This window comes from Cohnella hashimotonis (assembly GCF_030014955.1).
Lineage (GTDB): Bacteria > Bacillota > Bacilli > Paenibacillales > Paenibacillaceae > Cohnella > Cohnella hashimotonis.
In genome coordinates, this window is the sequence record NZ_JAGRPV010000001.1 from 5,141,463 (window position 1) to 5,153,357 (window position 11,895).

Annotated in this window: 10 protein-coding genes and 2 tRNA genes; 7 read left to right on the forward strand and 5 right to left on the reverse strand. The window is 59.1% G+C overall.

What is annotated here, in order from left to right; all coding sequences use genetic code 11:
• Positions 1-5 precede the first annotated feature (5 nt).
• Positions 6-131 carry a hypothetical protein gene (locus KB449_RS20775; protein WP_282910184.1) on the reverse strand — a complete coding sequence of 42 codons (126 nt, stop codon included), beginning with the start codon at positions 129-131 and terminating at the stop codon, positions 6-8.
• A gap of 313 nt (positions 132-444) precedes the next feature.
• The gene (gene thrS, locus KB449_RS20780) at positions 445-2,364 is read right to left on the reverse strand and encodes a threonine--tRNA ligase (RefSeq protein WP_282910185.1); all 1,920 of its coding nucleotides are present in this window, start codon (positions 2,362-2,364) and stop codon (positions 445-447) included.
• Positions 2,365-2,858: 494 nt separating this feature from the next.
• Between thrS and KB449_RS20785 the strand changes: the two genes are divergently transcribed.
• The 7 genes from KB449_RS20785 (at position 2,859) to KB449_RS20815 (ending at position 9,520) form a co-directional block, all read left to right on the forward strand.
• On the forward strand, positions 2,859-3,560 hold the full coding sequence (locus tag KB449_RS20785) for a response regulator transcription factor (RefSeq protein ID WP_282910186.1): 702 nt from the start codon (positions 2,859-2,861) through the stop codon (positions 3,558-3,560).
• A gap of 62 nt (positions 3,561-3,622) precedes the next feature.
• A complete protein-coding gene (locus tag KB449_RS20790) occupies positions 3,623-4,858 on the forward strand; it encodes a sensor histidine kinase (RefSeq protein WP_282910187.1) in 1,236 nt (411 codons plus the stop codon).
• Between the two features lie 114 nt (positions 4,859-4,972).
• Positions 4,973-6,235: a glycosyltransferase family 39 protein gene (locus KB449_RS20795; protein ID WP_282910188.1), complete on the forward strand. Its 1,263-nt coding sequence runs from the start codon at positions 4,973-4,975 to the stop codon at positions 6,233-6,235.
• Positions 6,222-6,947, forward strand: coding sequence for a glycosyltransferase family 2 protein (locus KB449_RS20800; RefSeq protein WP_282910189.1), 726 nt, complete (start codon positions 6,222-6,224; stop codon positions 6,945-6,947). The genes KB449_RS20795 and KB449_RS20800 overlap by 14 nt, the downstream gene beginning before the upstream one ends.
• Positions 6,937-7,389, forward strand: a complete 453-nt coding sequence (locus KB449_RS20805) for a DUF2304 domain-containing protein (RefSeq protein ID WP_282910190.1) — start codon at positions 6,937-6,939, stop codon at positions 7,387-7,389. The genes KB449_RS20800 and KB449_RS20805 overlap by 11 nt, the downstream gene beginning before the upstream one ends.
• A complete protein-coding gene (locus KB449_RS20810; protein ID WP_282910191.1) occupies positions 7,386-7,730 on the forward strand; it encodes an EamA family transporter in 345 nt (114 codons plus the stop codon). The genes KB449_RS20805 and KB449_RS20810 overlap by 4 nt, the downstream gene beginning before the upstream one ends.
• A gap of 20 nt (positions 7,731-7,750) precedes the next feature.
• Complete coding sequence (locus KB449_RS20815) at positions 7,751-9,520, forward strand: stalk domain-containing protein (RefSeq protein WP_282910192.1); 1,770 nt, start codon at positions 7,751-7,753, stop codon at positions 9,518-9,520.
• A gap of 570 nt (positions 9,521-10,090) precedes the next feature.
• Here KB449_RS20815 and KB449_RS20820 read toward each other — a convergent pair.
• The 3 genes from KB449_RS20820 to KB449_RS20830 all read right to left on the reverse strand — a co-directional run bounded on the left by KB449_RS20820 (position 10,091) and on the right by KB449_RS20830 (position 11,682).
• Positions 10,091-10,789 (reverse strand): MarR family winged helix-turn-helix transcriptional regulator, encoded by a 699-nt coding sequence (locus tag KB449_RS20820; protein WP_350356235.1) that lies wholly within the window; start codon positions 10,787-10,789, stop codon positions 10,091-10,093.
• Between the two features lie 169 nt (positions 10,790-10,958).
• A tRNA-Lys gene (locus KB449_RS20825) sits at positions 10,959-11,034 on the reverse strand.
• A 572-nt stretch (positions 11,035-11,606) separates the two neighbouring features.
• Positions 11,607-11,682 (reverse strand) — tRNA-Lys (locus KB449_RS20830).
• Positions 11,683-11,895: the final 213 nt, after the last annotated feature.

Genomic DNA, 11,895 nt, shown 5'->3' on the forward strand with positions numbered 1-11,895 from the left:
CAAATCTACCTCCTGTCTAATAAGTCCTGTTCTGCCATTCGAATGATCTCACGCAAATCCTCATCGTAATAATCGCCGTAATCCAGTTCGCCATCGTAATATAGATCCTGCCAGTTAAGCGGTTTGTCCACTGCTGCACCTCCAGCTTGCAATTCATCCTTCTACTTAGAGATGGCATTCGTTCGACAAGCCGGTTGCTGACTGTCACAAAAGCACGACAAAAAGCCCCCGTTTTTGTTCGACGAGGGCCAAATTTAAATTAATATCCTATCCGTTAATCAACCGCAGCTTCTCCAGTAGACGCTTCAAGGCGATCGTCGCCGTCGACCGGCTCGAAGCCGTTGACGGATTGAAGCTTTCGGCGGCCTACCGGCCAACCTCCGGCAAAAGCGGCTCGATGGTTCGAAATAGGAACCCGCGATCTGCAGACTCAGCGAGACTCCATTATGGATTGATTAGATTCTTTGTCTTTATCTCTCGCACAAGCCTTTCCGACAGCGCTCCAATCGTCATCTCCTCCGCCTCCCCGTCGCCCCGGCGCCTCACGGACACCGTGCCGCGCTCGCGTTCTTTTTCGCCGACGACCAGCATGTACGGCACCTTCTGCAGCTGCGCTTCGCGAATCTTATAGCCGAGCTTCTCGCTCCGCAGATCCGCTTCGACACGGATGCCCGCCTCGGCCAGCTCGCGCTTGATCTGCAGCGCATCATCGGCGAACGGATCCGAGACCGGCAGCAGCTTCGCCTGCACCGGTGCCAGCCATAGCGGGAACGCGCCGCCGTAATGCTCGGTGAGCATCCCGACGAACCGGTCGATCGAGCCGTAGATCGCCCTGTGAATGACGATCGGCCGATGCTTCAGGCCATCCTCGCCGACGTACGTCAGATCGAACTTGTCAGGCATCTGGTAGTCGAGCTGGATCGTGCCGCATTGCCAGCTGCGCCCCAGCGCATCGAGGATATGAAAGTCGATCTTCGGCCCGTAAAAAGCGCCGTCGCCTTCGTTCAACTGGTACGACAGTCCCAGCTTCTCCAGCGCGTTCTGCAGCCCCCGCTCGGCCTCGTCCCACGTTTCCGCCGTCCCGAGATAGTCGTCCGGGCGCGTCGACAGCTCGATCTTGTAGTCGAAGCCGAACACGCGGTAAATCTCGTCGATCAGGGAGATCGTTCGTTTGATCTCCTCCTCGATCTGATCCTGGCGCAAGAAGATATGCGCGTCGTCCTGGCAGAACGTGCGCACCCGCATCATTCCGTTCAAGGCGCCGGAAAACTCGTGCCGGTGAACTTGGCCGAACTCGGACAGCCGAATCGGAAGCTCGCGGTAGGAATGCAGCTCGTTTTTGTAAATCAGCATATGTCCCGGGCAGTTCATCGGCTTCAGCGCGAACTTCGTGTCGTCCACCTGCGTGAAGTACATGTTGTCTTTATAATGATCCCAATGGCCCGATTGCTCCCAGATGCGGTTGTTCATCATGAACGGCGTGCGCACTTCATCATAATCCCGCTTGCCCTGGATCTCGCGCGAGAAGTTTTCGAGCTCCGTCCGGATCGTCATCCCCTTTGGCAGGTAGAATGGCATGCCTGGCGCTTCTTCGGAGAACATAAACAGCTCAAGCTCCTTGCCGAGCTTGCGATGATCGCGCTTCTTGGCTTCCTCCAGCAGGCGCAAATGCTCGAGCAGATCGGCTTCCTTGGGGAAAGAAGTGCCGTAAATGCGCTGCAGCATCTTGTTGTTCGCGTCTCCCCGCCAATAAGCGCCGGCTACGCTCATCAGCTTAAACGCCTTGATGCGCCCGGTCGACGGGAGATGCGGCCCCCGGCACAGGTCGGCGAATTCGCCTTGCTCGTAAACCGTAATAACTGCATCCAAAGGCAGGTCGCGGATCAGTTCCAGCTTGAGCGGATCGGCCGCGAATCGACGCTCGGCCTCTTCCCTGCTTACCGCATGCCGGACGATCGGCAGATCTTCCGCGGCGACACGCGCCATCTCGCGTTCGATATCGGCCAGATCGTTCTCCGAGAGCGTTCGCTCCAGCTCGATATCGTAATAAAATCCGTCCCGAATGACCGGACCGATGCCCAACTTAACCTTTTCCGCGCCGCCGTATAAGCGACGGATCGCCTGGGCCATCAAATGCGCCGTGCTGTGACGGTAAATCTCCAGGCCTTCCTGCTGCGCAAGCGTCAAAATCTCGACCCGCGCGTCTCCTTCGATCGGCGCATCCAGGTCGACCGGCTTGCCGTCGATTTTGCCCGCGATCACATTCTTGCGGAGGCTCGGCCCGATCATTTCCGCCAGTTCGCCGACGGTGGTACCGCCAGCCACCTCTCGCATTTGTCCATCCGCCAACGTTACCTTTACCATTGCACAAGCCTCCTTAGGGTGTATTTGAACGCAAAAAAACGCACAATCCCTCAAGGGACGAGTGCGTTCAGCTCGTGGTTCCACCCTAATTCGACCTGCGTCGCACACGCATCGGCAGCAAGCCGACCCATGACGGGCAAAGTCCTCATCGGTATCCGGTAACGGGGATAAGACGGTATCGCCTACTGACGCGGCGCTAACGGACCGCGAGTTCGACGCTACGGCTGCAAAGGGGTAATCCGCTTCCGGTCGCCGTAGAGGCTCGCACCTTGCACCTCATTCTCTGTCCGGTCCATGAAGGGGATCATGTCTTTGGTCAATGCCTGAATAGATAGGATTGCTTGGCGTTTATTATAGTGCCCGAGGCGGCTTAGGTCAACCGCATGTTCGCCGTCCCCGCAAAGTTTAAGCATGTCTTAAGAATTGCCGGTGCCGCTTGTATGCTATATTGAGGTTAACGGATCACGGAAAAGTTTGTTGCGCAGGAGGAAGAAATGGCTGTAAGAGGAACGATATTGCTGGTCGACGACGAAAAAGAAATCATTAAGCTGATGGAAATATACTTCGTGAACGAAGGCTACTCTCTGCTCAGGGCGTCGGACGGGCTCGAAGCGCTTGACCTGCTCGAACGGCATCCGGTCGACCTGATCATCATGGACGTCATGATGCCCCGGATGGACGGCATCGCAGCCTGCATGCGCATCCGCGAGACGCGCGAGCTGCCGATCATTTTGCTGTCGGCCAAGAGCCAGGACATCGATAAGATCGCGGGACTGAGCATCGGCGCGGACGACTACGTCACGAAGCCTTTCAACCCGCTCGAGCTGGTGGCGCGCGTGAAGTCGCAGCTGCGACGTTACAAGCAGTTCGGTCGGCCGGATATCCGCGACGAAGCGCAGATCGAGATTGACGATCTCGTCATCAATACCGCCACGCACAAGGTTACGGCCGACGGCGAGGAGATTAAGCTGACGCCCCGCGAATTCGCCATCCTGCGGCTGCTCGCCGTCAATCGCGGCATCGTGCTCAGCATGGATAAGATTTACCAGGAGGTATGGAACGAGCCGTTCATGGAGTCCAAAAACACGGTCATGGTCCATATCCGCAAGCTGCGGGAGAAAATCGAAAAGGACCCGCAGGCTCCCCGTTATATCAAGACGGTGTGGGGCATCGGATACAAGATCGATCCGGATTAAGGCCGCCGGTTGCGCCTTGACCGTCAACCATTTTTCGCATAGAAAGAAGCGTGTTTTGCCTCATGTCCTTTAAGCTCGACTTCAGATGGCTGCAAACGGTCCGCTGGAAGTTCCTGGCCGCCGCGCTCGCGGCCGTCGCGCTGACGGCGGCGACGTTGTACGGCTTATATCTGCTCGCGCAATATCTGATTAAGATTCCCTTCTTCCATGTGCCGATGGCCCCTGCGATCAATCGCGTCGGCTCCACGCCCATTCTGATCGTGCTGGGTACGGTCCTCTTTTTCGTCTATTATTTCCTGTTTAGCCGAAGCACGATCCGCCGGCTCGAAGAGCTGGACGCCGCGCTGCGCGGCATGGAGAACGGCGAGCTCGTCCCTGGGACGCTAACGCCCTCCAAGGACGAGCTCGGCCAAGCCGCGGGCAGCATCGACAGGCTGGGAAAGAAGCTGACCGAATATTCGGAACGCATCACAGAGGGCTTGCAGGCGGTCGCAAGCGGCCGGCTCGAATACCGCATCGAGGCCGATCGCTCGTACGGCGATCTCGCGCGCATCGCCGACAGCATCAACGCGATGGCGGAACAGCTGGACCGTTCGATTCGCGACGAACGACACGCCGAGAAAACGAAAAACGACCTGATCACGGGCGTATCGCACGACCTTCGAACGCCCCTTACGTCGATCCTGGGCTTCTTGGAGGTCATCGAGCAGGACCGGTACAAAGACGAGGTCGAGCTGCGCCATTACGTCAATATCGCCTACGAAAAGGCGCGTTCGCTAAAAAAACTGATCGACGATCTGTTCGAATATACGCGCATCGGAGGCGGCATGCCGCTCGCCTGGACGGCGCTCGATCTGACGGGCCTGCTGCGCCAGCTCGCGGAAGAATTCGTGCCGATCCTTGAGAAGGCTTCGATGACCTGCCGTCTGGCCGCGCCGGAAGCGCTGCTCGTCATCGAAGGCGACGGCAACCTGCTGGTGAGAGCTTTCGAAAATCTGGTCTCCAACGCGATCGCGCACGGCAGCGGAAGTCCTTATGTGGACATTCAGATCGAACGCCGGGAGGATATCGCGCTGATCCGCATCATCAACTACGGCGAGCCGATCCCCGCGATGGATCTTCCGTTTATTTTCGACCGCTTTTACCGCGGGGACCGGTCCCGTGCCTCCGGCGGGACAGGCCTCGGGCTCGCCATCGTCAAGAGCATCGCCGAGGTGCACGGCGGACGCGTCGATGCCCGCAGCGACAGGAGCCGTACCGTCTTCGAAATATCGCTGCCCGTCGCGCGCAGCTCATAACATCGTCAGCTTTTGTTAAGGATTTGATAAGCTTTCGTGCAGGCGGTCGTTAAGATTCCTCTACTATACTTGCTTTCGTTGGCAAGGATACGAAGAGGAAGGGGATTTATGGACATGAACGGGTTAACGTCCGCCAGAATGCCGGCGTTCAAGCCGGCGTTTGCCGTCGCGTTCGCGCTGATTTTCGCGTTGGCCGCATTTTTAAGATTCGATTTTTTAACCTCCGTCACGCATCACGTTACCCACGATACCGTCTACTACGATCAAATGGTCCGGCAACTGCTGGAGAAGGGCGTTTACGGCTACAAAAGCGAAGCGCCGAACGCGCAGGTCCCCCCCGGCTATCCCCTGTTCATGGCTGCAGTGTACAAGCTGGTCGGGTATACGGACCGCGATCCGTATCCGTACATTCGTTATGCGCAGGCTGCGATGAGCCTCGCGACGATGTGGATCGCCGCCCGCATCGCGCACCGTCTCGGCGGTCCCGTCGCAGCGCTAGCGACAGCTGCCGCTATGGCCGTCTATCCGCCGTTCGTCTGGGTGAACGGCGCGATTCTGACGGAGACGCTGGCCGCCCTCCTGCTGCTGACTTACCTCGCGCTTCAGCTCCGCGCGCTGAACAAGCTGACGCCAGGCGCTTCTATGCTGGCGGGCGCCGCGCTCGGGCTTGCTATGCTTGCGCGTTCCGAGTTCGCCGTCCTGCTGCCCGTCTCCTATCTGCTTTTCTGGCTGATCCGCAAGGACGCGATCAAGACCGTCAAGCTTCTGCTCTGCGCCGGGCTAGGCACGGCTCTCGTGCTGTCTCCTTGGATCCTCCGCAACGTCGTTACCCTCCACAAGCCGATCATCGCCTCTACGCAGGTCAACCCGTTCGCGGCCGGGACTTATCCGGACAAGAATTACGAAGACGGGCTCGTCGACCGGCACGGCAAGACGCAGATGGAAGTCGCCAAGGAGCGCCTCCGCATCGGTTTTACCCAACATACCTGGACCTATGTGAAATGGTACACGGTCGGCAAGCTGCGCGAAATCTACGGCCGTATGTTTTTTGGATCCGGGCATGCGCCGATGTACATGGACTTTCCGTTCCGGCAGCCTTTTCACGTCGCCATCGTCTTCGGCGGCTTGCTTTCCGGCGCGCTGATGCTGCGCAAATGGCGCAGTCCCGCAACGCTTCCCCTCGTCATTCTCGCCGCGATCTCGGTGACGCGCCTCGCTTTCGTGCCTGAGTACAGGTACAACTTTACGGCGATGCCGATCCTCATCGTGCTGGACGGGCTGCTGGTCGCCGCGCTCGCCGGTTGGGCGCTTCAGCGCGTTCGCGGGTCCAAAGACGCGGCTCCCGGGAAGGAGGCGGTCACGTATGAAGCAGGCTGAACTGCTCATTATCGTCCCCGCCTTCAATGAAGCAGAAGGAATCCGCGGCGTCCTCGCCGATATCCGGAGCCGTATACCGGATGCCGACATCGTTGTCGTGAACGACGGCTCGGCCGATGCGACCGCCGCGGAGTCGGCCGCCGCCGGAGCCGCCGTGATCACGTTAAGCTGCAACCTGGGCATCGGCGGCGCCGTGCAGACCGGCTACCGCTATGCGGCGGAGCGGGGCTACCGCCTGGCCGCCCAGATGGACGGCGACGGGCAGCATTTGCCCGAGGAGATGGGCCGCATGCGACTCGCCCTCGCCCGAAGCGGCGCGGATATGGTCGTCGGCTCGCGCTTCGTCGAGCGGCGGGGCTTCCAGTCGAGCCGCGCCAGGAGAATGGGGATTGCGCTGCTTGCCGGTCTGCTCACGCGGCTTCTGGGCCGCGAAGTAACCGATCCGACTTCAGGCTTCAGGCTATGCGGACCGAGGGCGATCGCGCTGTTCGCCTCCGATTATCCGACGGACTACCCCGAGGTCGAAGCGCTCGTCGAGATGGACAACGCGGGCTTGCGCTGCGTCGAGGTGCCCGTCGTCATGCGGGAGCGGCGGACCGGCACGTCCAGCATTTCCCCGTTCAAATCCGTTTATTACATGTGCAAGGTGACGGTCGCCGTGCTCATCGCGAAGACGCGCAAAAAGAAATGGAGCGTCCGCTATGAAGCTTAATCTATACCTGCTCAGCTTCCTGCTCAGCGCTTCCTTCTTCGTCGTCCTGATCTATATGATCCGCGGCCGCAAGCTCAGGGAGCAGTATGCGCTGCTCTGGCTGGCGCTCAGCGCCATCATGATGACGCTGTCCCTGTTCCCTTCGGTCATCGATCGCATGGCACGCCTGATCGGGGTGGCGTATGCGCCGTCGCTCCTGTACTTGCTGGGACTCGTCTTCGTGCTGTTCCTCCTGCTGCATCTGACGATCGCGATGTCCGCAACGACTCGCCGCGTCATCGACCTTACGCAGACGCTTGCTCTGCTCGAGCAGCGCAACATAAGTGCCGATAACGGTTGCGCCGGACAACAGGAGGAAGCTCGCATTAAACTTCCTTGCCATAATACCCAGGTTTTTGCGGACAAGAGCCATAGGACGGACCCAGGCGGGAAAACGATATGAGCGGCCTTATGCTGGCGGTCAATATCGTCCTGCTTGCGGCCGGACAGCTATTTTGGAAAAAGGCGCTTACGATCGCAGGCGGCATCAGCCTTCAAAGCTTGCCGTCGCTGGTCATGTCTCCCCTCTTCCTGCTCGGGGCGATCTGTTATGGCGCCGCGACGCTGTCCTGGATTGCCGTGCTGTCCCGGCTGCCGCTCAGTCTCGCTTACCCGCTCCAAAGCCTGACTTACGCGCTCGTCATGCTGGCCGCCTGGCAGCTGTTCGGCGAAGCCGTGCCCGCGACTCGCTGGATCGGGGCCGGCATCATCCTGGTCGGCGCAATCGTCGTCGGCCTGAAGTAAAGAGAGGAGAAATACATCGCATGCGATTGGCAAAATGGAGTCTGGCAGCGCTGCTCGCCGCCGGTCAGACGGAGGTTTTGGATCCGTCGCCAGCCCGGGCGGAGGGCCTTACGCTGGAGAGCGGCGCTGCCTCAGCAACAAACCTGTCCGGCAAGCTCTTCTTGACCGTGGGCAGTGCGAATGCCGCTTTCGAAGGAGAGACCTATGCGGCAGCACGCCCAGTCGTCGTCAAGAAAGGCGTGACCTACGTGGCGCTTCGATTCATGGCCGAGCGCCTGCAAGGGACGCTGTACCCCGATCCCGCGACCGGCGAGACCGTGCTATTCGCTGGAGGCGTGTCGCTGAAATATAAGCCAGGGAGCGAACAAATTAAAGTCGACGGGGCCGCGCGCAAGATGAACGGTGCGCCCTATGCGGACCGTTACGTTTTGATGGTCCCTTTGACTTCGATCGCACAAGGCTTGAACCTGCCGCTGTCCGTAGCCGGCTCGTCGCTCGTTCTGCAGCTCCGCGCCCCCCATTCGGTACCCCAAGCCTACTTCGAGACGGACAAGGCGTCGTACAAAATCGGCGAACCGGTACAATTCACGGACTTGAGCGCGGACGAGGACGCCGCGATCGTGACGCGCACTTGGAATCGGAAGCAGCCTGCGTACTTCGAACCGGGCGATGCGACGATTACGCTTACGGTCAAAGATCGGTACGGCTCGGTATCGTCCTACAGCCGCACGATCCATATCGAAGACGAGGTTTTATATACAAAGGAAACGTTCGATTTGCTTTACGCACCGGTCGGCCAGAACATAGCGGTTAACGGCTATGCCGTGAAAACGATGGAAGCCCTGCCTTATTCCTACGGTACCGAAGGACCCGCACTGCTCCGGAGCAGCGGTCCGGAGACGGTTTACGAGGACGGCATTTTATACGGGGACGTCGCGACGGGGCCGGTCCGATTTCTTTTGCATCATAAAAACAGCGCCGGCCGAAATATGAAACTTGCCGTCTTGGCGACAAACGCGGGCACGACAGCGGCCACCCTCACGCCGGGTGCTGCGGGCGCGGCGGGCCCGACCATCTCTCCCGGCCAGGCCGGAAAGATGTCGCTTGCGAGGTATTTAAGCGCGCTCGCTTCGGGCGAAGCGGATCAGGCTATCACGCTGGAACCGGGCCAAAACGCCCTGCTGTTCGCCAACCTGCAGTCCCTTCCGGCCATGCCGGACGGCGATGTCATCACTTTTACCGGCGAGGTCAGCAGCGATGCGCAGATCCGTTATACGGTCTTGATGACAACGGAGGGCCGCGATCCGATTCAGGCGCTGCCTAATCTGCCGGTACTCGATCCTAGGGAATCGATCGTCCGCGGCACGTTCCCCGGTGCGACGAGAACGTTCGACTATGCAGAGCCCGTAGGAAACCGCATGGTCAAGCTCTCCCTGACCGACAATGCGGCGGACCCGTTCCAGGAAGGAACGGACGGCATTTTGAATACGGTCGCCGTTAACTCGGGAAATTACGGTTTATTGTACAGCGTGAAGCTGCGCAATGTCGCGCCGCGGACGCTGATCGTCTTCAATCCGCGCGGCGGTATGTACGCTGGCGCGGCGCTCGTGAACGGCCAGACGGTCACCTTCTCCCATCTGGGCGCCGCCGGCATACAGAACGAAGCAAGCGTGCTGTACCGGACGGGGAATGCTGAGGAGGAAGTCGACATCGCGATCAGCCCCGCAGCAGGCAGCAACCTGCCGTTCTGCCTGCTGTTCGTGCCGCTGCCGGATACGTCCGGCGGGTAGGGAAAACTCAGGTCGGGCGCGGCAGGCATGTTGGGCAATTGCGAGGTCGAATAGACTCTCGGTAAAAGATGCTGCGCATCTGGGTTCGGGCAGGCGGCTTACGGGCAGGCGGTTTAGCCGACTGGCGATTCCAGGCTGAATAGCGAGTCGGACGGACTGACGATCCAGGCGGTCGGGCGATTCAGGCTGCCAGGCATGTCGGGCGATTCAGCGGTCTGGCGGTCGGAGGGTCTGGCAGTCGGAGGGTCGGGCGGTCGGACAATCTGGGGGTCGGGCGGTCGGGCGGTCGGACGGTCGGACGGTCTGGCGGTCTGGCGGTCTGGGGGTCTGGCGGTCGGGCGATCTGGGGGTCGGGCGGTCGGGCGATCTGGGGGTCGGGCGGGCGGGCGATCTGGGGATCTGGCGGTCGGGCGGTCGGGCGGTCGGGCGGTCGGGCGGTCTGGCGGTCGGGCGGTCTGGCGGTCTGGCGGTCTGGCGGTCTGGCGGTCGGGCGGTCTGGGGGTCGGGCGATGTGGGGGTCGGGCGGGCGGTCTGGCGGTCTGGCAGTCGGGCGAAGCCGGCGATCTAGGATCAGCCGTCCCGCCCTTCTCCCAGTGTCGCCGCATGCAGCCCGATCCGTTTGAGGAGCTCGGCGAGCATGCGCTTCTCTTCTGGCGTGGCAACCGACAGATTGCGCGAAATCATGGCCGAGTGCTTGGGGAAAATATCGTCGAACAAAGCGCGACCAGCGTCAGTCAGCACCGCGTTCGACGTCCTGCGGTCCTCCAGACTCTGCCTCCGCTCGACGTAACCCTTTTTCTCCAGCTTGTCGATGACATAAGTGATGCTGCCGCTCGGGATCGCCATCCGCTCGCTGATCTTCTGGATCGGCTGCGGCCCTTTGTTGTACAGCAGCTCGAGGATCATGAAGTTGTCCGGGCTGAGCCCATGACTCTCGATATCCCGTCCGACATTGCTGAAGATCGCTCGCGAGGCGCGCAGCCAGATGCGGAACAACCGCAGATCGTCCTCCGCCACATCACGCAGAAGCTCCATCGGTTTCATTGGCTCGGCAGATTCTGCCGATTCCGCCGGCTTCGTCGGTTCCATCGATTCTGCCGATTTCTCCAGCTTCTTCGGTTCCATCGATTCTGCAGATTCCGCCGATTCCTTCGGCTTCGTCGGTTCCAACGATTCTGCCGGTTCTGCCGGTTCTGCCGGTTCTGCCGGTTCTGCCGATTCCTTCGGCTTCGTCGGTCCAATCGGCTCCGTCCGCTTCATCGGTTCCATTGGTTCGCCCTCCTCCCTTGCTAACGATTCGTTATAGGAAAATCCTAATCTTAGGATAAATGAAAGTCAAGCTGAAAGGAATATCGTCCGGCGCGTTTAAAATCGAAAATGTAACCAAATGCAAAAAGAGCAGTGACGATAAATCGTCGCTGCTCTTGAACTTTAGAGGTGGTAGGCCCTGTGGGGATCGAACCCACGACCCGTTGATTAAGAGTCAACTGCTCTGCCAGCTGAGCTAAGGACCTGTAAAGAACTTTTATAATATAACATAGCCGGGACAGGAATGCCAAGCCTTTTTCAAAAAAAGTTGAAATTTTCGATCCGCGCCGCGAAGCCGCAAGAGCTGCGGCAATTTCGTAGCGATTCGCGAGCATAAATGCGCCACTACGCCAGCCTCCGAATTCGAGGTGATCCGCGCAAACGGGTACAATAAAGATCTGTTGCTGCCTTTCTTCGCCATACGCTCTCGGCCACGCAGAAATAACGATGCGCGACATCCTTACTTCGAGGAAAACAGCGCTACGGGACGCATTAGCGATACGCCATATCCTTATATCGCTCGGAACGTGCCCCATCACCGATATAACGATGCGCCACATCCTTATTCATGGAAAAACAACCCAAAGGGACAAAATAGCGATACGCCATATCCTTATATTGCTCGAAACGTACCCCATCACCGACATAACGATGCGCCACATCCTTATTCCATCATTTGCAGCACGACCGCCTCTTGATCCGGCGATCCGGCTCCTGACCCCATAAAGTAAAAAGAGAACGGTGCGAAAGATCGCCGCCGTTCTCGTCGTTTACGGGATGGTAGGCCCTGTGGGGATCGAACCCACGACCCGTTGATTAAGAGTCAACTGCTCTGCCAGCTGAGCTAAGGACCTGTAAAGAACTCTTATAATATAGCACACCCTTCTCCCTCAGTGCAAGTCCAAATTCAGAAAAATTTTCGAAAGGTCGAACAGCGAACGTTTTACGCCGATACGGACGGCCCTTAAGCGGCATTCGCCGTGAGAAAACGGTTGTTACCGTACAGGCGACTGCCGCCGGGAATATGTTATGATACGTTTAATTCCTGTCATCTCCTATATAAATAT